This is a genomic window from Actinomycetospora flava, assembly GCF_037400335.1.
GTDB lineage: Bacteria > Actinomycetota > Actinomycetes > Mycobacteriales > Pseudonocardiaceae > Actinomycetospora > Actinomycetospora flava.
This window is the reverse complement of record NZ_JBBEGM010000005.1, coordinates 116,603-136,529: the sequence shown is the minus strand read 5'-3', so window position 1 is coordinate 136,529 and position 19,927 is coordinate 116,603. Positions and strand designations below refer to the sequence as shown.

Annotated in this window: 16 protein-coding genes; 12 read left to right on the top strand and 4 right to left on the bottom strand. The window is 74.8% G+C overall.

The window, feature by feature from the left end; genetic code table 11:
• Nucleotides 1-136: 136 nt before the first annotated feature.
• The 6 genes from WCD58_RS14180 (at nucleotide 137) to WCD58_RS14155 (ending at nucleotide 6,562) form a co-directional block, all read left to right on the top strand.
• A complete protein-coding gene (locus WCD58_RS14180) occupies nucleotides 137-940 on the top strand; it encodes a hypothetical protein (RefSeq protein ID WP_337703690.1) in 804 nt (267 codons plus the stop codon).
• Between the two features lie 2 nt (nucleotides 941-942).
• Nucleotides 943-1,527 carry a hypothetical protein gene (locus WCD58_RS14175; RefSeq protein WP_337703689.1) on the top strand — a complete coding sequence of 195 codons (585 nt, stop codon included), beginning with the start codon at nucleotides 943-945 and terminating at the stop codon, nucleotides 1,525-1,527.
• Complete coding sequence (locus WCD58_RS14170) at nucleotides 1,524-2,471, top strand: hypothetical protein (protein ID WP_337703688.1); 948 nt, start codon at nucleotides 1,524-1,526, stop codon at nucleotides 2,469-2,471. Before WCD58_RS14175 ends, WCD58_RS14170 begins: the two co-directional genes overlap by 4 nt.
• Nucleotides 2,468-3,697, top strand: a complete 1,230-nt coding sequence (locus WCD58_RS14165; protein WP_337703687.1) for an OmpA family protein — start codon at nucleotides 2,468-2,470, stop codon at nucleotides 3,695-3,697. The genes WCD58_RS14170 and WCD58_RS14165 overlap by 4 nt, the downstream gene beginning before the upstream one ends.
• A gap of 262 nt (nucleotides 3,698-3,959) precedes the next feature.
• The gene (locus WCD58_RS14160) at nucleotides 3,960-5,654 is read left to right on the top strand and encodes a glycine/sarcosine N-methyltransferase (protein WP_337703686.1); all 1,695 of its coding nucleotides are present in this window, start codon (nucleotides 3,960-3,962) and stop codon (nucleotides 5,652-5,654) included.
• 176 nt (nucleotides 5,655-5,830) lie between these two features.
• Entirely contained in the window at nucleotides 5,831-6,562 is a 732-nt protein-coding gene (locus WCD58_RS14155) for an LLM class flavin-dependent oxidoreductase (protein WP_337703685.1), read from the top strand.
• On the opposite strand, the gene WCD58_RS14150 is transcribed toward WCD58_RS14155, so the two are convergent.
• Entirely contained in the window at nucleotides 6,559-7,368 is an 810-nt protein-coding gene (locus WCD58_RS14150; RefSeq protein WP_337703684.1) for a hypothetical protein, read from the bottom strand. The genes WCD58_RS14155 and WCD58_RS14150 overlap by 4 nt on opposite strands.
• Nucleotides 7,369-7,539: 171 nt before the next feature.
• The gene (locus tag WCD58_RS14145) at nucleotides 7,540-8,106 is read right to left on the bottom strand and encodes a hypothetical protein (protein ID WP_337703683.1); all 567 of its coding nucleotides are present in this window, start codon (nucleotides 8,104-8,106) and stop codon (nucleotides 7,540-7,542) included.
• A 207-nt stretch (nucleotides 8,107-8,313) separates the two neighbouring features.
• Between WCD58_RS14145 and WCD58_RS14140 the strand changes: the two genes are divergently transcribed.
• Together WCD58_RS14140 and galE are read left to right on the top strand one after the other, a co-directional pair.
• On the top strand, nucleotides 8,314-9,669 hold the full coding sequence (locus WCD58_RS14140) for a glutamate-1-semialdehyde 2,1-aminomutase (RefSeq protein ID WP_337703682.1): 1,356 nt from the start codon (nucleotides 8,314-8,316) through the stop codon (nucleotides 9,667-9,669).
• Nucleotides 9,666-10,658 carry a UDP-glucose 4-epimerase GalE gene (gene galE, locus WCD58_RS14135; protein ID WP_337703681.1) on the top strand — a complete coding sequence of 331 codons (993 nt, stop codon included), beginning with the start codon at nucleotides 9,666-9,668 and terminating at the stop codon, nucleotides 10,656-10,658. The genes WCD58_RS14140 and galE overlap by 4 nt, the downstream gene beginning before the upstream one ends.
• Here galE and WCD58_RS14130 read toward each other — a convergent pair.
• Both WCD58_RS14130 and WCD58_RS14125 read right to left on the bottom strand, forming a co-directional pair.
• A complete protein-coding gene (locus WCD58_RS14130) occupies nucleotides 10,633-11,577 on the bottom strand; it encodes a polysaccharide deacetylase family protein (protein WP_337703680.1) in 945 nt (314 codons plus the stop codon). The genes galE and WCD58_RS14130 overlap by 26 nt on opposite strands.
• Before the next feature lie 187 nt (nucleotides 11,578-11,764).
• The gene (locus WCD58_RS14125; protein ID WP_337703679.1) at nucleotides 11,765-12,925 is read right to left on the bottom strand and encodes a GNAT family N-acetyltransferase; all 1,161 of its coding nucleotides are present in this window, start codon (nucleotides 12,923-12,925) and stop codon (nucleotides 11,765-11,767) included.
• A gap of 220 nt (nucleotides 12,926-13,145) precedes the next feature.
• Between WCD58_RS14125 and WCD58_RS14120 the strand changes: the two genes are divergently transcribed.
• From WCD58_RS14120 to WCD58_RS14105, 4 genes are all read left to right on the top strand, one after another.
• Entirely contained in the window at nucleotides 13,146-14,471 is a 1,326-nt protein-coding gene (locus tag WCD58_RS14120; protein ID WP_337703678.1) for a nucleotide sugar dehydrogenase, read from the top strand.
• Nucleotides 14,461-15,660 (top strand): glycosyltransferase family 4 protein, encoded by a 1,200-nt coding sequence (locus WCD58_RS14115; RefSeq protein WP_337703677.1) that lies wholly within the window; start codon nucleotides 14,461-14,463, stop codon nucleotides 15,658-15,660. Before WCD58_RS14120 ends, WCD58_RS14115 begins: the two co-directional genes overlap by 11 nt.
• Before the next feature lie 141 nt (nucleotides 15,661-15,801).
• The gene (locus WCD58_RS14110) at nucleotides 15,802-18,309 is read left to right on the top strand and encodes a hypothetical protein (protein ID WP_337703676.1); all 2,508 of its coding nucleotides are present in this window, start codon (nucleotides 15,802-15,804) and stop codon (nucleotides 18,307-18,309) included.
• The gene (locus tag WCD58_RS14105; RefSeq protein WP_337703675.1) at nucleotides 18,310-19,893 is read left to right on the top strand and encodes an O-antigen ligase family protein; all 1,584 of its coding nucleotides are present in this window, start codon (nucleotides 18,310-18,312) and stop codon (nucleotides 19,891-19,893) included.
• The last annotated feature ends 34 nt before the right edge of the window (nucleotides 19,894-19,927 follow it).

Here is a 19,927-nt window from a genome sequence, read left to right as displayed (position 1 = left end):
TGTCGTCCGCGGACCGACCCCGGCGATTCGCGCGCCGGCCGCCGGCTCCGGCGGTCGGCCTAGACTCGACGGGACGCACCCCTCACTCGACGGGGTGACACGGGGGAGGAACCGGCACGGTGGAAGCGCTCGGCCCATGAGCTCCGACAGGACCTCGGATCCCGGGGGATCGACCACACCGCCGCGCCGGGCGCCCCGGCCGGTCTACGGCCTCCTCGCCCGCTGGCGCGACCGGCGGCAGGCGCGCGCCGACGCCCGGGCCGGGCTGCCCGGCGTCGAGCCGGGGCGTCCGCGGGGGACGCCGACGCTCGAGGAGTACCACCAGGACTTCCTCGCGCGCCTGCACCGCGAGCGGCTGCGGCTCGACCGCGAGGCCGCCCCCCTGCACCAGTCGCGCGCGGCGCTCGCCGTGCGCCTGCCCGCCACCGAGGACGCGCTGGCCCGGGCGCGCGCGAGCCTCGACGCGATCCCCGTCCTGCTCGACGCCGACGCGCTCGCCGTGCGCCGCGGGGGCGAGGCGAACACCGCCGACGACATCGTCGCCGCCCGCCGGGCCCGCGAGCACGAGGCGCGGCGGCGCCCGCTGGTCGACGAGGCGGCGCGCCTGCACGCCCAGCTCACGGCGATGCGCGCGGAGGACGCCCGCCTCGAGACCGCGATCCGCGCCGGCGAGCTCGCGGGCGCCACCCGCGTGCGCCGACTGCACGCCCAGGTCATGCGCCGGATCAGCGCCTACGAGCGCCACCTCGTGCGCCGCCACCCCGCGGGCGACCGCATCGGGCCGGCGCTCGTCACCCAGCACCCCGTCGTGCCCGCCTGGGTCGCCGCCGCCGAGAGCGCCGGCCCCCGCCCGCGCGACACCGGTCCCGAGTCACCGCCCACCGGCATCCCGTCACCCCGGGCCTCCGCCGGGCCCAGCGTCCCGTCCGGACAGGAGTAGCCATGGCCCGCCTCTTCCGGCGCAGCGCTCGACGTGGGGCCGACGTCGTCCGCCCCCCGACTCCGGCCGGGTCCTCGTCCGGGCCCCGTCTGGCGAGCATCTCCGCCTCGCCGTCGGGCGCGGCGAGCCCCGAGGAGCACCGGTTCGCGCAGGTCTACGCGGCCGACCGGGTCGGCCCGATGCCCTACCCCAACCAGCCGACCCCCGACGTCTCCGAGGCGCGCGGGCGGGTCCGCGCGCTGGTCGAGGGCATGCTCGGCGGGGTCGACGAGGGCAGCGGCCGCGCGCTCGACCCGCTCATCGCGTCGATCGCGTCGGGCTGGCTCGCCCGCGTCGACTCCCAGCACGCCGACCACCACGCGGTCATCGACCGCCTCGTCGGCGGCGCCCGCCGGCAGCTCGCCGAGGCCGAGGCCGCCCACGAGCGCGACCGGCGCGCCCTCGAGATCGCGCGGCGGGACTACGCGGAGGCGCGGGAGCGGCTGGGGGAGCCGGTGTCCGCGGCCGTGTCCGCGACCGTGCCCGCGGCCGCGCCCGAGCCGGTCGACCCGCCCACCGGCCCGCTCCCCCGCGGGGACGCCCGATGAGCCGCGAGCGGTCGTACCGCGACGCCACCTTGATGATCAAGCGGTCGCGCGAGGACCACCTCGCGCTCGTGATCGTCCTGCTCGCCATCGGCGGCGACATCGCGGCGTTCTACGTCGTGCTCGCCCGCGTCTTCCGGGGCTCGCCGCTGCTCATCGCGGTCGGGACGGTGGGCTTCGCGGCGGCCGCGGTCGGCCTCGCCCACCTCGTCGGGCAGGGCCTCGCGCGGCGGCGCTGCGGCGACCCGCGGTCGTCGGTGGTCCTCACCGTCCTCGCCGTGCTGACCTGGCTCACGCTGGGCGCCGCGGCGTTCTACACGCGGCTGATGACCCCGAGCACGTCCTCGTCGGGCGGGTTCGGCTCCGGGGGCGGCGGGTTCGGCTCGGACTCCGGCTCCGGTTTCGGGTCCGGGAGCGGCGGCGGGTTCGGGTCGGGAGGCGGCGGGTTCGGCTCCGGGGGCGGCGACATCGAGCTCACCGCCCTGCTGCCCGCGCTGCTGTTCGGCGCCCTGTTCCTCGCGAGCGGGATGGCCGCGATGATCGCCACCTTCGTCTCGTTCAACCCCGTGGCGAGCGCCCTGCGCCGTGCCGAGCGCCGGATGCGTGAGGCCACCGAGCGCGAGCGGGCCAGCCGCGCCGAGCTCGAGCGCGCCCGCGAGGCCGTGCGCCAGCAGGAGAACGAGCGCGCCCGCGAGGACCAGCGCTGGCGCGCGGCTCGCCAGCAGGTCACCGCCGAGATGCTCGAGCTGCAGAACTACGCGCGCACCCTGATGGCGTCGCGCAAGGCCGACCCGACCGTCACCGACGGCCTCACGGGCAACGCCCCCTTCCCGCTGTTCACCCCCGCGAGCGACGTGGTGCCCGGTGAGGAGGCCCCGCCCGCGATGCGCGAGGGCACGCGCCCGTTCTCCACCGCCGACACCAGTCCGAACGGAGACTCTCGGTGACCCGACGGGCTCTCGTGCCTGCCCTGGTCCTCGCCACCGCCCTGACCGCCGCCCTGGCCGCCGGCTGCTCGAGCGGCGACGACGCCGCGGGCGGGTTCTCCGGTGGCGGCGGCGGCGCGCTGTCCTGCCCGGTGCCGGTCGGCCCGATGGCGTTCGCGGTGTCCGGTCGCGCCAACTCCCCCGCGCCGGGCCTGCCGCAGAGCCTCCAGGACGCGACGATCTCGGTGCTGACACGCGCCGTGGACCAGGACTACCAGCCGCGCGTCACGCTGATCGACCTCGACGGGCGCCCGACGTCCGCGGGCAGCGACACCTTCTCCACCGACGCCGGCAACGGCATCGCCGCCGAGGACGACCGCAACGGGTTCCTGAGCGGCTTCGGCGAGGCGCTGACGGGGTTGCGCGCCCGCGCCCCCGAGGCCGACGTGCTCTCCGCGCTCGACCTCGCGGGCCGCTCCGCCGGAACAGGTGGGCAGGGCGGCGAGCGGCCCGGCACCGTCGTCCTCGTCGACTCCGGGCTCTCCACGGTCGCCCCGCTGGACTTCCGCCAGCGCGGCCTGCTCGACGCCCCGCCCGCCGAGACCGTGGCGGCGCTGCGCGCGAACGACGCGCTGCCGGGGCTGCAGGGGGTCACGGTGGTCCTCGCGGGCCTCGGTGACGTCGCCGAGCCCCAGGCGGCCCTGAGCCCCGCCCAGCGCTCGTCCCTGGTGGCGCTGTGGACCGCGGTCGCCGAGGCGGGCGGCGCCACCTGCGTCGCGGTTGTCGACGAGCCGCGCGGCGGCGACGCCCCGAGCGACGTCCCGCCGGTGAGCCTCGTCGACGTCCCGCCGCCCCCGACGATCACGCCCGGACAGACCACGACGCTGCCCGACGACAATTCCGTCGGATTCCAGCCCGACACCGCCGAGTTCCGCGACAGGAATGCCGCGCGCGCCGTTCTCACGCCGTTCGCGCAATTCGTGGCGCAGTCGCCGACCGCGCGCCTGGCGCTGACGGGCACCAGCGCCCGCGCGGGCCCCCCCCAGGGGCAGGTCGACCTGTCCGCGCGCCGGGCCGAGGCGGTGAAGTCCCTGCTGGTCGAGCTGGGTGCACCCGCGGACCGCATCACGACCCGGGGCGTGGGCAGCGAGTTCCCCGGCTACGTGAACGACGTCGGGCCGGACGGGCGCCAGCTGCCCGGTCCGGCGAGCGCGAATCGGACGGTGATCGTCGAGCCGACCGGGTAACCGGGGCGTGACTCAGTGTCGCGTCTCACGACGGTTGCGCATTCCCGACGAAACGTGGCTGCCATCACAGCACGATGTGGTCACGGAGATCCAGGGTCGCGCACACCCGGTCAGAGCAGCGCCGATGGCGCCTTTCAGCAGAGCCGTCGAGGCCCGGACTGTATCGATTCTGTCGACCGTACGAACTCGGCGGTGGTTCCCCGGTCGCGCAGACCTGCCTAGCGTCGTCTCTCCGGAAGCGTCACCGACGTCCGGAGGACACATGACCGCAGCCGCAGACCGGAGCCCCGACACCGCGGCTGGCCTCGACGAGTACACCGAGGCCGAAGTTCATCAGGAGTTCGGCGAGAACCCGAACGAGGTCCGAGACACGAACCACTACCAAGAGGAATACGTCAAGGGGTTCGTGGACAAGTGGGACGACTACATCGGCTGGGAGGGTCGCGCCGCCAGCGAGGGGTCGTTCTTCATCGACCAGCTCAGTGCCCGCGGGGTCGAGAAGGTCCTCGACGTCGCCACCGGCACGGGGTTCAACTCCGTCCAGCTCCTCAAGGCCGGATTCGAGACGGTCTCCGCCGACGGCAGCGCGGAGATGCTCGCGAAGGCCTTCGAGAACGGTCGCCAGCACGGGCACGTGCTGCGGGTGGTCCAGGCCGACTGGCGCTGGCTCAACCGTGACGTCCACGGCGAGTACGACGCCATCATCTGCCTCGGGAACTCGTTCACGCATCTGTTCAACGAGCGTGACCGGCGCAAGGCGCTGGCCGAGTTCTACGCGATGCTCAAGCACGACGGCGTGCTGATCCTCGATCAGCGCAACTACGACGAGATCCTCGACCACGGGTTCTCGTCGAAGCACAAGTACTTCTACTGCGGCGACACCGTCACCGCGGAGCCGGAGTACATCGACGACGGTCTCGCCCGGTTCCGGTACACGTTCCACGACGACGGTTCCGTGTACCACCTCAACATGTTCCCGCTGCGCAAGGACTACGTGCGCCGGCTCATGCGCGAGGTCGGGTTCCAGAAGATCGACTCGTACGGCGACTTCCAGGAGACCTACGGGACCGAGAGCCCCGACTTCTGGATCCACGTCGCGGAGAAGACCTACCGACCGGATGACGAATTGACCGAGAGCTACTCGACCGCGGTCCACACCGCGCGCGACTACTACAACTCGACCGACGCCGACACCTTCTACCACGAGGTCTGGGGCGGCGAGGACATCCACGTCGGGCTCTACGACTCGCCCGACGAGGCCATCGCGCCGGCCTCGCAGCGCACCGTCGAGCGCATGGCCGAGGGCATGGGCATCACCGCGGAGACCCGCATCCTCGACATGGGCGCGGGCTACGGCGGGTCGGCCCGCTGGCTGGCCAAGAAGTACGGCTGCCACGTGACCTGCCTGAACCTCTCCGAGGTCGAGAACGAGCGCAACCGCGAGAAGAACCGCGCCCAGGGCCTCGACCACCTCGTCGACGTCGTCGACGGGTCGTTCGAGAGCATGCCGGTGCAGGACAACTACTACGACCTCGTGTGGTCGCAGGACGCGTTCCTGCACTCCGGCGAGCGCGGCCAGGTCGTCGAGGAGATCGACCGCGTCCTCCAGCCCGGCGGGCAGGTCGTGTTCACCGACCCGATGGCCGCCGACGGCGCCGACGTCTCGGCGCTCGCGCCGATCCTCGCGCGCCTGCACCTCGACACCCTCGGCTCGCCGGGCTTCTACCGCCAGGAGTTCGGCAAGAAGGGCTACAACTCGGTCGAGTTCGAGGACCACACCCACCAGCTCACGACCCACTACGGGCGCGTGCTGAGCGAGCTCGAGGCCGCGGAGCCGAAGTTCAAGGGTGCGATCTCCGACGAGTACGTCTCGAACATGAAGACGGGCCTGAAGAACTGGGTGAACGGCGGCAAGAGCGGCCAGCTCGCCTGGGGCATCTTCCGCATCAAGCGCTGATCTCCTCGGCGCCGCACGGCACACGGGGCCGGCCGGGACCATCGCGTTCCGGCCGGCCCCGCTGCATTCCTCGTACGAGCGATGCGGCATCGCTGGCGTCTCTGAGCCAGATCAAGACGAGCACGCCGATAGGGCCACATCCTCGCTGCGCGACACGCCGAGGGAGGACGCCAGCCATGCGTCTCGGGGCCACGCTCGTCCACCTGACCCCGGCGCCGCCGTTCCCGATCGCGGCCTGGGCGCGGCGGCTCGTGGACGCGGGCTTCGAGAGCCTCTGGACGCCCCAGCTGATCGGGCGCGGCTCGCTGGTCCCGGACCCGTTCGTCACGCTCGCGGCCGCCGCGACGGCGACCGACGGCGTCGAGCTCGGCACCGCCACCGTCCAGGTGCCCCTGCACCACCCCGCCGACCTCGCCCACCGGGTGCTCTCGCTCGCGTCCGTCGCCGGCGACCGCCTGACCCTGGGCGTCAGCCCGGGCTCCACCCAGGCCGACTACGCCGCCCTCGACCGCGACCACGCCACCCGCTTCGCGACCTTCCACCGGGACGTGGCCCGGCTGCGGACCCTGCTCGCCGACGGGCGGGACGAGCACGCCGAGCTGGCCCCGGCTCCTGCGACGGTCCCGCCGCTGCTGCTCGGCTCGTGGGGCGCCAACGTCGAGCGCGCGGCGCGGGAGTTCGACGGCTGGCTCGCGTCCGGGTACCGCCGCTCCCCCGACCAGATCGTCGACGCCCTCGCGCGGTTCCGCGCGGCCGGCGGCGGCCGGGCCGTCGTCTGCGCAGTGCCGGTGACCGACGACCTCGGCCACGTGCTCGCCCGGTACGCCGACGCCGGGTTCGACGACGCCGTCGTGCTGTTCGCCCCCGGCGATCCCGAGCCGGAGCGGGTCCGCGCCCTGCTTCCCTAGCGACTCTCCTCGAGCGCCTTGTCGAGCGCCTTGTCGAGTGCCGCCGCGACGGCGTCGCGACGGTCGGCGTCCCGGCGCAGCGAGCGGGACAGCTCGAGGTGCACGAACGCCGTCCCCGCCCGCGCCGCCGCCCGGCCCTGCACGTTGCGCCGGCCCAGCAGGTCCTCCCAGCGCTCGCCCTCGCCGACCCGCTCCCCGAGGTCCACGAGCCGGTCCCGCACGGCCGCCAGCAGCGCCGACGGCGCCGCCGCGCCGGGCGAGAGCACCACGTCGACGTCGCCCCGGTCGGCGAACCCGTGCAGCTGGATCTGCGGCAGCCCCCGCCGGACGAGGACCTCCGCGACCCGGGAGAACGGCGCATCCTCGCGGGAGGACACGTCGGCGGGGCACTCGACGCGGTCGCGCGCCTCCGGCGGCGCCCCGGCGACCCGGTGTGCGCCCGACTGGAGGTACAGCACGTCGGCGCGGCGCCCGGCCAGCGCGAGCCCGACGTGCTCGGTGGCGAGGTCGGCGTTGGGGTGCGGCACCTCGACGACCGCGGCCGGCGCGGACCCGAGCACGACCGCCAGCCACGCCCGCTCGTCGCCGGGGTCGGACGCGAGCAGCACCCGGTCGCCCGCCCGGGTCGCCGCGAGACCCAGGGGCGCGCCCGTCGCGACGGCGGCGTCACCGTCGCCGCGGGCCAGGGCGTCGGCCAGCGCGTCGAGGGCGGCGATCTCGGGACCCCGCGGCAGCCGGTAGGGCCCGTCGCGGTGCATCCGCCGCACGAGCCGGGCGACCTGCCGCGCCAGCTCCGTCCCGCCCACCACCGCGACTCTGCCAGCGATCACGTCGCGAGGGGCGCGTCCGGTATGCCGACCGGGCCGACGGCGCTGCCGAACGTGCCGGTCGTGTCGGCACCCGCCGCGCGGCGGTCGGGCGAGAGGCACACCCGGCGGCGACGAGTCCTCGGGGCGCTGCCGCACGTGCCGGTCGTGTCAGCGGGCGGGCTGTGGCGGGCCCCACACCGCGCGGCTCTCCACCACCGGCGTGCCCGGCACGCGGTCGCGGTGGATCGGCGCGCGCCGCGGCGGACCCGCGGGCCCGGGCGTCGCGGGGATGCCCGCCGAAGCACCCGGCCCGGGCGGGGGCGGCACGGTCGGCGGCGCCGCGAGACCCTGCGGCCCGGACGACGGCACCGACGGCACCGGCGGACCGGACGACGGCACCGACGGCACCGGCGGCACCGGCGGACCGGGCGGCGGCCCAGGGGGCGCCACCCGGAGCCCCGGCACACCGGCCTGCGCGGTCGGCGCGGCGGGCGACCCGGGGAGGAGGGTCGTCGCCGGCGGTTCCGGCGCCACGTGGCGCGGCTCCCCGGCGAAGGTCTCGGTCACCGCGTCGGGGTCGGCGGCGACGGGCCAGGGGACGCGCCGCAGCGGCGTGGTCGCCAGGCGTCGGCGCGAGCGCCGGGGCGCGGCGGGGAGGTCGTCGGCGTCGTCGTGCCGCGCGTGACGACCGATCGGCCCAGGTGCTGCTCCGGGAGGTGCGGCCGGTGCTGCCATGTGGCCCAGTGTGGACGTCACGAACATCCGTTCTTGACCGGGGGATGGCCGCTGCGCCGTCGGGGTGGTAGGCCGCCGCCGCCTCGTGACGACCCGGAGCGCAGGATGGCGACACGCCCCGTCCGGGGCGACGGATCTCCCGCGCGGCGCAGCGGGTTCGTCACCCTGGACGTCGCCACCACGTGCCGACCAGGGAAGCTGAGGCCCATGACGTCCGTGCCACCGACGCCTGCACAGCCGGTCTTCACCGAGTCCGCCCGCCTCCAGGCACGGCTGCACGATCTCGTGCCCGGCGGCGCGCACACCTACGCGCGCGGGTCGGACCAGTACCCCGAGACGATGACGCCGATCATCGAGCACGGCCGGGGCGCGCGGGTGTGGGACGCCGACGGCAACGTCTACGTCGAGTACGGCATGGGCCTGCGCTCGGTGACGCTCGGGCACGCCTACGAGCCGGTGAACGCCGCGGTCCGCGACGTCCTCGACCGCGGGATGAGCTTCTCCCGGCCGAGCCGCCTCGAGGTGGAGGCGGCCGAGGACTTCCTGGGGCTCGTGTCGGGCGCCGACATGGTGAAGTTCGCGAAGAACGGCTCCGACGCGACCACCGCGGCCCTCAAGCTGGCGCGCGCCGCCACCGGGCGGGACATGGTCGCGGTCGCCGACCAGCCGTTCTTCTCCACCGACGACTGGTTCATCGGCGGCACCCCCATGAACGCCGGCATCCCCGCCACCACCCGGGTGGGCACGGTCGGCTTCGTCTACAACGACCTCGGCTCCCTGCGCGCCCTGTTCGACGCGCACCCCGGCCGCATCGCCGCGGTGTTCATGGAGGCCGCGACCGCCCTGCACGACCCCGCGCCCGGCTTCCTCGAGGGCGTGCGCGAGCTGTGCACGGCGCAGGGCGCGGTGCTGGTGTTCGACGAGATGATCACCGGGTTCCGCTGGTCGGCGCACGGCGCGCAGGCCGTCTACGGCGTCACACCCGACCTGTCGACGTGGGGCAAGGCGATGGGCAACGGCTTCCCCGTCTCGGCGCTCGCCGGCCGCCGGGAGCTGATGGAGCTCGGCGGCCTGCGCACCGACGCCGAGCGCGTCTTCCTGCTCTCGACCACCCACGGTCCCGAGACCGTCGGGCTCACCGCGTTCCGCGCCGTCGTCGAGGCCTACCGGCGCGAGGACCCGGTCGCCACCATGCGCCGTCAGGGCACCAAGCTCGCCGAGGCGTGCAACGAGGTCATCGCCGCGGCCGGGCTCACCGAGTTCGTCGACGTCGTCGGCCACCCCGCGTGCCTCGTCTTCCGCACCCGCGACGCCGAGGGGCGCCCGTCGCAGCCGATGCGCACCGTGTTCCTCGCCGAGCTCCTGCGCCGGGGGGTGCTCGGGCAGTCGTTCGTCATCTCCGCGGCGCACACCGACGCCGACGTCGAGCACACCGTCACCGCCGTGGCGGGCGCGCTGCCCGCGTACGAGAAGGCGCTCACCGACGGCCCCGAGGCGGTGCTCGACGGCCGCCCGGTCGCCCCGGCGCTGCGCGCGACGGCCGCGCCGAGGCGTCTGAAGTGACCGCGGCGGGGGGACGCTGGCTGGTCACCGGCGGGGCCGGTTACATCGGGGCCCACACGGTGCGGGCGCTGCGGGCGCGCGGCGACACCGTCGTCGTGCTCGACGACCTGTCCACGGGCCTCGTCGAGCGCGTCGACGACGACGTGCCGCTGGTGCGTGCGAGCGTGCTGGACGAGGACACCGTGGCCGCGACGCTGACCGACCACGGCCTCGACGGCGTCATGCACTTCGCCGCCCGCAAGAGCGTGCCCGAGTCGGTGGCGCAGCCGCTGTACTACTGGCGCGAGAACGTCGAGGGCCTGCGCAGCGTGCTGTCGGCGTGCGACCGGGCCGGCGTCGGGCGGTTCGTCTACTCCTCGAGCGCGGCGGTCTACGGCGCGACGGCGGGGGCCGCGGTCGCCGAGGACGACCCGTGCGAGCCCGTGAACCCCTACGGCACCACCAAGCTCGCCGGCGAGTGGCTGCTCGCCGACGTCCACCGCGCCACCGGCCTGCGCTACGTGGCGCTGCGCTACTTCAACGTCGCCGGCGCGCGCGACGCGCGGCTCGCCGACCGCGGCCAGGCCAACCTCGTGCCGATCGCGCTCGACGCCGTCGCGCGCGGGAGCTCGCCGACCGTGTTCGGCCGCGACTACGACACCCCCGACGGCAGCTGCGTGCGCGACTTCGTGCACGTCGACGACCTCGCCGACGCCCACGTCGCCGCCACCGCCCTGCTCGACGCGCCGGGCGCCGAGACGCTCAACGTCGGCGTCGGGCGCGGGTTCTCGGTGCTCGAGGTGATGGCCACCGTCGCGCGGGTCGTCGGCCGGCCCGTCGACCCGGTGATCGCGGAGCGGCGCCCCGGCGACCCGGCGTCGGTCGTCGCGGACGCCTCCCGGATCGCCGAGCGGCTCGGGTGGCGCGCCCGCCACGACCTCGACGACATCGTGTCGTCGGCGTGGGAGGCGCGGTTCGGGCAGGTCAGCCCGTCGGCGCCAGGGTCCTGACGACCTTCCGCGCGAGCCCCGTGCCCTTGCGCGCGACCTTGCCGAACAGCTCGCCGACGTCGGTGAGCGGCGTGAGCACGATGCGGTGCATCGCGAACGGGGGCTCGTGCGGGCCGACGAGGCCGGGGCGCGTGGTCACCGCGGCCTTGTAGCCGGCCTCGCGGGCGAGCGCCATCGTCTGCTGGTCGTAGTCGCCCGCGTTCCCGTTCGGGTAGGCGAGGAGATCCACCGTCTGGCCCAGCCCCTGCTCGAGGGCCTGCCGGCTGGCGACGAGCTCCTCGCGCTGGGTGTCGACGTCCTCGCGGGCGAGGATCGGGTGGGTGACGGTGTGCGAGCCGACGCCGTGCCCGGTGGCGGCGAGGGCCTTCGCGCCGGGCCAGTCGAGGAACATCGGCGCGCGCGCGGGCGGGGGCGGCGCGATCCGCTCGGCGATGCGGGCGACCGCCTCGACGCGCGTGGCGCGGTCGACCAGCTTGAGCTCGTCCTTGAGCGCCGCCTGCGCCCCGAGCCGGGCGGCGGGGGTGGAGAGGTCGTGCGTGCGCCCGGCCCAGTCCAGCGACGTCGCGGTGCAGCGGTCGAACGCGTCGGCGAGCTCCTCCCACCAGGCACCGATGCGCCCGGAGAGGATGTCGGAGACGAGGAAGAAGGTGCCGTGCATGCCGCGCCGGTCGAGGGCGGGCACGGCGGCCTCCACCCAGTCGGCGTACCCGTCGTCGAAGGTCAGGGCGACCGCCCGCGGCGGCAGCGAGCCGCCGGCGGCGAGCGTGTCGACGGCCTCGGAGAGCGGGACGACCGTGGCGAGCCTGTCGATCGCCGCGAGCTGGCGGTCGAAGCCGCGCCGCCCGGCGCCGGGGTCCGCCGGGTAGAACGGCGTCGGGTCGATGTTGTGCCAACCGAGCACGAGGAGCCGTCGACTCATGGCGGTCGACGGTAACGGCCGCCCCGCGGCGTCGATCGACGTGGTGGATTTCCTGACGTTCAACGTCAGGGAAGGGGCCACGCTGGAACACCCCGGACGACGCCCACCGGCGTGTCGCGCGGGCGAGGATGTGGCGATCCTGGCGTCACGTGCCAGCGATGCCGCATCGCTGGTCCGGGCGCCCCGGTCAGCGCGAGCGGGTGCCCGGCATGCGGGCGAGGACGGGCTTCGCGAGGTCGCGCAGGCGCGCGCGGAGCTCCGGCGAGAGGCCGTCGGTGGCGCGGCGGACGCCGGCGTCGACCTGGGCGAGCAGGCGGGTGGGGTCGAGCGCGCCCGCCACGACCAGCGTCTCCACCGCGCGCTCGTCGGTGGCGAAGCGCGCCTTGTAGGTCTCGTCACCGAGGAGCAGGTCGTACTCGTCGGCGCCCTCCTCGATCGCCTCGCGCACGGTGTGCGCCATGAGCACGAGACCGACGCTCTTCTCCGCCCACTCCGGGTCGAAGCCGGCCTGGAAGTACGCGTAGCGCCCGCCGATCCGCCAGGCGTAGAGCGCGGCGACCGCCGTCCGGTCTCCTGGGGTCGAGCTCCGCTCCGCTACGTCTCCCGGGACCTCGAGGAACGACATCCGCAGCCAGCCCCGCTCGAGCGCCGCCGCCGCGAAGTCGGCGTGGAACGCGTGCACGGTCGGGCTCGTGATCGTCGAGCCGCCCTCGCGCTCGTCCCACCGCAGGTTGTGCAGCCGGAAGAACTCGGCGACGTCGCCGACGACCTCGCCCGGCGACGACGTCGCGCGCACCTTCGCGCCGAGCCCGTCGACCAGCGCGCGCTCCTTGCGGCGCACCTGCTGGCGGAAGTTGCGGCTGCGCGCGCCGAGGAAGGAGTCCCAGGTGTGCCCGGTCAGCGGCACGAACGGCATGACCCCGCCGCGCAGCCGGGTCGCCGCGACCCGCCCGCGCAGCCCCTCGCCCAGCGCCGGCACCCACGAGGCACCGGCGTCGACGTTGTGCAGCACGACGGCCTCGCGGCCCAGCGCGCCGGCCGCCGCCCGGGCGACCTCGGCCTCGCGGCCCGCGACGGCCACCGGGGCGAAGCGGTCGCCGACGTTGGCGCCGGCGAAGCGCACGGTCCGCCCCGACCGGCAGAGGGGCAGCAGCCCCGCCAGCGCCCCGTCCGCGTCGCGCACCCGCACCACGAACGGCGGCGCGTCCTGCCCGTAGTGCCGCGCGTAGGCCGCGAACCACTCCGGGGAGACGAAGGCGTTGCCCGCGGCCTCGGCGAGGGCGCGCCACTCGTCGACCAGGCCCGGCTCGTCGGCGGGATCGGCGAGGATCTCGACGTCTCGGCTCACCCGCCCGAGGCTAACGGGCCCGTTCCGACAGCCTTCCGGGCCAACCTCGCCGGCTCCCGGACGTCCTCCTATCGGTGAGCGAATCCTCAGTGTCGGGCCCCGGCCCGCTGCCCGACGGCGGTGGCGCCGAGAGCCGTCGGTACCGTTGCCCCACCCCGGCGTGCGGTTCGCTCCCCATCGGCCCGCCGCGACCCCGACCCTTCTGCGAGGACTCCCTGCGATGAAGGTCAGTGTCTTCGGTCTCGGTTACGTGGGCACCGTGAGCGCCGCCTGCCTGGCCACGGAAGGCCACGACGTCATCGGCGTCGACGTCAACCCGGCCAAGCTCGCGATGATCGGCGAGGGCCGCACGCCCGTCGTCGAGGAGCGGATCGGCGACATCGTCGCCGAGGTCGTCGCCTCCGGCCGCCTCACGGTCACCGACGACGTCGCCGCCGCGATCCACGCCACCGACCTCTCGCTGGTGTGCGTCGGCACCCCGTCGGCCGGCAACGGCAGCCTCGACACCACGTACCTCGAGCGCGCCGCCCGCGAGATCGGCGCGGCGCTCGCGGTCCGCGACGACGCCGCCGGCCGCCACACCGTCGTCTTCCGCTCGACGATGCTGCCGGGCACCTGCCTCGGCGTGCTCGTGCCGATCCTCGAGGACGCCTCGGGCCTGGTCGCCGGGCAGGACTTCGGCGTCGCGGTGAACCCCGAGTTCCTCCGCGAGGGCACGAGCGTCAAGGACTTCTACGACCCGCCCAAGACGGTGGTCGGCGAGCTCGACCCCGCCAGCGGCGACGCGGTGCTCTCCCTCTACGCCGGTCTCGGCGCCCCGGAGTTCCGGGTCGAACCGCCGGTGGCGGAGATGACGAAGTACGTCGACAACACGTTCCACGGCCTCAAGATCGGCTTTGCGAACGAGATCGGCGCGCTGGCCCGCGAGCTCGGCGTCGACTCCCACGACGTCATGGAGATCTTCCTGTCCGACACCAAGCTGAACATCAGCCCGGCGTACCTGCGCCCGGGCTTCGCGTTCGGCGGATCGTGCCTGCCCAAGGACCTGCGGGGCCTGGTGCACGCCGCGCGCCGTCACGACGTGCGCGTGCCGATTCTCGAGAACGTGCTGCCGTCCAACGACGAGCACATCCAGCGCGCGTTCGAGCACGTCGCGGCCACCGGGAAGCGCAAGGTCGGCGTGTTCGGCCTCGCGTTCAAGGGCGGCACCGACGACCTGCGCGAGAGCCCGCTCGTCGAGCTCTGCGAGCGCATGCTCGGCAAGGGCTTCGACCTGCGCATCTACGACCCCGCGGTCGTCGAGTCCGCGCTGCTCGGCGCCAACCGGGCCTTCATCGAGGCCCGCCTGCCCCACCTGCGTGACCTGCTGGTCGACTCCGTACAGGACGTCGTCGACCACGCCGAGGTCCTGGTCGTCGGGAAGGCGGACGACGACGTCCGCAGTGCCCTCGGCCACGGCACCTCGGTGCCCGTGATCGACCTCGTCCGGCTCCCCGACGCCGCGGCGCGTCGCCAACAGGAGGGATACGTCGGCCTTGCCTGGTAGAGCACTGATCGTCGTCGAGAACCTCTCGGTCCCCTTCGACCGGCGGGTCTGGCAGGAGTGCCAGACCCTCACCGGGCACGGATGGGAGGTCGAGGTGATCTGCCCGCTCGGCACGAAGCGGGACACCGAGACCGAGATCGTCATCGACGGCGTCCGGATCCACCGCTACCCGCTCGAGGCGGCGACCGGCGGCCCGCAGGGCTACCTCAAGGAGTACGGCACCGCCCTCTGGCACACCAACCGGCTGATCAAGCGCATCCAGAAGCGCGCGCCGGTCGACGTCGTGCACCTGTGCAACCCGCCGGACCTGCTCTTCCTGCCCGCGCTGCGCGCCAAGGCCCGCGGCGCACGGGTCATCTTCGACCAGCACGACCTCGTCCCCGAGCTCTACCTCTCGCGGTTCCGCGAGAAGAAGGACTCGATGTACTGGGCGATGCGCCTGCTGGAGTGGGGGACCTACCGCACCGCGGACACGGTGATCGCCACCAACGAGAGCTACCGCGCCGTGGCCACCGGCCGCGGGCGGGTGCCGGTCGAGGACACGTTCGTCGTCCGCAGCGCCCCCGCCGTCGAGCGGTTCGCGCTGCGCGACCCCGAGCCGGCGCTGGCCCGCGGGCGTGAGCACCTGCTCTGCTACCTCGGCGTGATGGGCCCGCAGGACGGGGTCGACTACGCGATCCGCGCCCTGGCCGACCTCGCCGAGCGCCGCGACGACTGGCACGCGGTGTTCATGGGCACCGGCGACGCCTTCGACGACGTCGTCGCCCTCGCACACGCCTACGGGCTCGACGACCGGGTGTCGTTCACCGGCCGCATCCCCGACGAGGACGTGCTGCGCCATCTGTCCACCGCGTCGGTCTGCCTCGCGCCGGACCCGCGCAACCCGCTCAACGACGTGTCCACCATGAACAAGATCATGGAGTACATGGCGATGGGGCGGCCGGTGGTGTCGTTCGACCTGGTCGAGGCGAGGGTCTCGGCGGGGGAGGCGGCGGTGTACGCCCGACCCAACGACGTCGGCGAGTTCGCGGGCCTCGTGTCCGAGCTGCTCGACGACCCCCGTCGCCGCCGGGCGATGGGCGAGATCGGCATGGAACGCGTGTCCGGGCCGCTCTCCTGGACCAACTCGGAGAAGGAACTGCTGGCCGCCTACGAGTCGGCCACGCGGGATCGCTCCGAGGACCGCTGAAGCGATGACCAGCTCCGTCGACGACCCGCTCGCGGGCCTCGTCGGCGGTCGCATCACGGCAGTCGCCTTGATCCACCACAGTAGGATGCCCACCGGCGTCCCCCGGGGGCGACACGCCGACGACCGGACGAAAGGCACGTCATGAGCCCGCTCCAGATCCAGTGGGATCGCATCCGCCGCCGGTGGGTGCTGATCCTCGTCATCGGCATCGTGGCGGCAGCCGGCTCGCTCGGGGCCTCGCTCCTGCAGGGATCGAGCTACACCGGCCGGTCGGCGCTGACCATCGTGTCCCAGGACCGCGCTCCCGAGCAGGACACCGTCCTCGCCCAGGGCTACGCCGACTACTTCAACCAGGCGTCCTCGCAGCAGCAGCTGCGCCAGACCGCCGGTGTGCCCGACTCGGTCGGCCTCAACGCCCGCATCGCCGCGGCCAGCCCGATCGTGTACATCGAGGCCGTCGCCGACAGCCCCGACGTCGCCTCGGACTCGGCCACCAAGATGGCCGTCGCCCTGCGCGACGACGTCAACTCGAGCCTCGGCGGCGACGCCCAGCAGCAGCAGCTGGACTCTCTGAACCAGCAGCTCGCGGGCGCCCAGCGCGCGAACAACCAGGGCGAGGTCAGCCGGCTCCAGGAGCAGATCAACGACATCCAGGGCCGCAACACCAACCAGCTGCAGGACCTGCAGCTCAACGCCGGTGTCGTCTCCAACCCGACCAACGCCGCCCGCAACGCCGGCGCGGCGCTGATCGGCGGGCTCGTGCTCGGCGCCCTGCTCGCGATGGCGCTGGGCCGCTTCGAGAACCGCATCGTGACGCCCAGCGAGGTCCGCGACCGCCTCGGCCTGCAGGTGCTCGCCGTCGTCGGCGGCAAGCGCCGGTCCGGCGAGAACGCCCGCAACGAGATGCTGCGGGCGCTCATGGGCCTCACCAACGCCCACGGCATGCCGACCCCGGGCTCGCTCGCGATCACCGGCCCGGCCACGGCCCGCGCGTCGAAGACCCGCATCGCCGTCGCCCTGGCCGGCCTGCGCGCCCTGCAGGGCCAGACGACGCTGCTGGTCCAGGCCGACCTCGAGAGCGACGCCGGCGGTTCCACCGAGCTGGCGTCGATGTCCGGTGTCGCCGACTTCCTCGCCGAGCGCGGCGACAGCCGCATCGACGGCAAGGTGTTCTCCAACGGCCGCGCGCTGCTCGTCTCGCCGCGGGGCAGCAAGCGCGACGACCTGTTCGCGCTGTACTCCCGCTCGCACGTCTCGCGCCTGCTCGGGCAGGGCACGATGCTCGCCGACCTGGTGATCATCGACGCGCCGCCCGCCGAGACCGTCGAGGGCCAGGTCGTCTGCTCCGCCGCCGACCGCTCGCTGCTGGTCGTCGAGGAGGGCGAGACCCGCTCCCGCGACGCCTCCAACGCGCTCGACTCGCTGGCCCGCGCCGGCGGCACCGCGCTCGGTGTCGTGCTGGTGCGCAACCCCGGCCAGCTCACCGACCCGGGCTTCCTCGCCGAGCGCAACTGGACGCCCGCGCGCCTGCCCGCGGGCCCGGTGCCCGCCGCGCGTCCCGCCGGTGGCCCCGCCGGCCCGGGTGGGCCCGGTGCCCCGGCTGCCGCGCCGGCCCCGCGGCCCGCGCAGGTCCCGCCGGCCGACCGCACCGCCCCGATCTCCCGCGAGAAGCTCGAGGAGGCCCGCGCCGCGATGGGCGCGGGCGCCGCGGCCGAGGGCACCAACGGCGCGACCGTGAACGGCGCCAAGCCCACCAACGGCACCGCGGTGCGCGGCTCGTCAAGCCAGCCCTCGCAGGGCACCAACGGCAGCGCGGCCCCGCGCCAGGACCAGGCCTCGGGCAGCCGCCCGGCCAAGCCCGCCGGAGGCCCGAACCCCGGCTCCACCCCCGGTGCCACGCCGAGCGCCGCCCCGCGCGGCGGGTCGGACGGGGCCGGGGCGCAGGGCGCCCAGGGCGGCAAGCCGTCCCCCGCCGCGAAGCCCTCCCCGGGCGGCGCGCCGCAGGGCGGCTCGGGTGCCGCCGGCGCGGTGGGCGCCGCGGGTGCGGCCGGAGCCGCCGGCGCGGCGGGTGCCGCCGCGGCCGCGGGGGCCAAGCCGTCGTCGCCGGGCCAGGGCCCGGCCGGACAGCAGGGCCCCGGCGCCAAGCCGGGCCAGGGCAACCAGCCGAACCAGGGCGCCCAGGCCGGCGCCCCCAAGCCGGCGGGCGGCGCGCCGCAGCCCGGCCCGGGCGCGCCGGCGGGCACCGAGGCGCCCGGCGTGAGCGTCCACACGCGCCGCGGCGCCGGCGCCAAGCCCTCCCCCAGCCCGAAGCCGACCCCCGGCGGCGGGCCCAAGCCGACCGGGCCGCAGCCGGGCGCCAACCCCGGGGCCGGCCCGTCCGCGTCCGGCCCGGGCTCCGCGCCGGCGGGCACGCGCCCCGGCGGGGCGCCCAAGCCGGCCGCCAAGCCCACCGGCAAGGCCGACGGCGCCTCGGCGTCGCCGAGCTCGCCCCCCGGGGCGAAGCGCGTCGGCACCGCGCGGTTCACGCGCAGCGCCGCGCCCTCCGGTGCGGGCGCGAAGGACGGTGACAAGAAGTCCTCCGACGTGTCGTCGGGCCCGCACACCGGCGGTCTGTCCGCTCCCACGGTCACCCTGCGCACGGAGAAGTGAGTGAGCCAGCTGACGGGACGCTTCCGTGGTTCCTCGCGCCGTGACCTGGTCGTCGGCGCCGTCGCGGTCGTCGTCGTCCTCGGTCTCGCGTTCAGCGCGCCGAGCGACGTCGGCGTCCTGCTGGCGGGCGGCGCGGTAGCCGCCGGCGTCGGTCTCCTCGCCCTGGGCAACCCGCTCCTGGCGCTGCTGCTGGTCTACGGGGCGAGCTTCCTGCGGTCACCGCAGAAGGAGTTCGTCTCGATGGAGGCGCTGACGCCCTGCTTCTACGCGATGCTGCTGGCGCTGGCGATCGCGGTGGCCCAGCGCGCCCGGGAGCTCCCGCGCCTCGGCGCCGTCGAGTGGCTGATCACGACCTACATCGTCTGGAACATCCTCTCGATGTGGCTGCCGCACGAGTACGACGCGATCGACCCCATCACGGGCGCCTCGATCGACGTGTGGCGCTGGATCTTCAGTGGGGTGCTGCTGCCGCTGGTCACCTACATCGTCGCCAAGGCCGTCCTCACCGACGAGCGCTCGGTGCAGTGGGTCCTGTGGATCACCGTGGCGATGGCCGCCTACTCGGCGTGGGTCAGCATCATGCAGTTCCACGGCCCGGACTGGGCGGTGTGGCCGTCGTACATCGTCGACTCGCCGAACTGGAAGGGCCGCGCCAACGGCGTGTTCAACCAGCCCGTCGTCAACGGCATGATCCTCACCGTCGGGTACGTGGTCTGCCTGTTCCTGGCCTCGCGACCCGGGGTGCAGCGCTGGCTGCGCTGGGGCCTGTGGGGCCTCGCCGCGGCGTGCGCGTACTCGGTCTACCTCACCCACACCCGCGCGTCGCTGCTCGCGCTGGTCGTCGTGGTCGGGCTGGGTGTGGTGTTCGCGAAGCACTGGCGCCGCGCGTTCGTGGTGTCCGGCCTGCTCGGCCTCGCGGGCGTCGCCGCCAACGCCGCCACGTTCTTCTCCGACGACCGCTCCGCGGGCGGCATCGGCTCCTCGAACGAGGTCTACGACCGGCTCAACATCATGGCGACGTCGCTGCGCGCCGTGGCCGAGCACCCGTTCGTCGGCATCGGCATCGGGCGGTTCCAGGTCTACAACACCTGGGAGCACACCGTGTGGTCCCAGGAGATCGACTGGAACCGCGGGCTCGGCATCATCTCGCACGAGAACGAGCTGGGGATCGCCGCCGAGCTCGGCATCCCGGGCCTGCTGCTGTGGCTCGGCATCCTCGTGACGGTGTTCTGGGCGCTGTGGCGCGCGATGCACGAGCTGCCCGAGAACACCTTCCTCGGGCGTCCGCTGGCGCTGGTCGGCGGCATGGCGATGGTCGTCCTCGTGGTCAACGGCGTCACCGTCGACCTGCGCCTGCTCGACTTCGCGTCGATGATGCCGTTCCTGTTCGCCGGCATGGTGGTCGGCCAGCTCGACCGGCACCGCGCGGGCCGCTGGACCGCCCGGCCCGGGGCCGCCGGCAGCGGCCTGCCCGGCGGGATGACGCCGGACGAGGTCGCCACCTGGCACGACGAGCACCCGCGCGAGAAGCCGGCCGGACCCGACGGGACCGGCTCCCGCGGCGGCCTCGTGGGCGCTCCGTGAGCCGACCGCGGTCGCCCCGGCCGCCCCGGGTCCT

What these genes read in the sequence shown, in the direction of transcription:
- WCD58_RS14180 (WP_337703690.1), top strand. Translation starts at nt 137, where the DNA reads ATGAGCTCCGACAGGACCTCGGATCCCGGGGGATCGACCACACCGCCG.
- WCD58_RS14175 (WP_337703689.1), top strand. Translation starts at nt 943, where the DNA reads ATGGCCCGCCTCTTCCGGCGCAGCGCTCGACGTGGGGCCGACGTCGTC.
- WCD58_RS14170 (WP_337703688.1), top strand. Translation starts at nt 1,524, where the DNA reads ATGAGCCGCGAGCGGTCGTACCGCGACGCCACCTTGATGATCAAGCGG.
- WCD58_RS14160 (WP_337703686.1), top strand. Translation starts at nt 3,960, where the DNA reads ATGACCGCAGCCGCAGACCGGAGCCCCGACACCGCGGCTGGCCTCGAC.
- WCD58_RS14155 (WP_337703685.1), top strand. Translation starts at nt 5,831, where the DNA reads ATGCGTCTCGGGGCCACGCTCGTCCACCTGACCCCGGCGCCGCCGTTC.
- WCD58_RS14145 (WP_337703683.1), bottom strand. Translation starts at nt 8,106, where the DNA reads ATGGCAGCACCGGCCGCACCTCCCGGAGCAGCACCTGGGCCGATCGGT.
- WCD58_RS14140 (WP_337703682.1), top strand. Translation starts at nt 8,314, where the DNA reads ATGACGTCCGTGCCACCGACGCCTGCACAGCCGGTCTTCACCGAGTCC.
- WCD58_RS14130 (WP_337703680.1), bottom strand. Translation starts at nt 11,577, where the DNA reads ATGAGTCGACGGCTCCTCGTGCTCGGTTGGCACAACATCGACCCGACG.
- WCD58_RS14120 (WP_337703678.1), top strand. Translation starts at nt 13,146, where the DNA reads ATGAAGGTCAGTGTCTTCGGTCTCGGTTACGTGGGCACCGTGAGCGCC.
- WCD58_RS14110 (WP_337703676.1), top strand. Translation starts at nt 15,802, where the DNA reads ATGAGCCCGCTCCAGATCCAGTGGGATCGCATCCGCCGCCGGTGGGTG.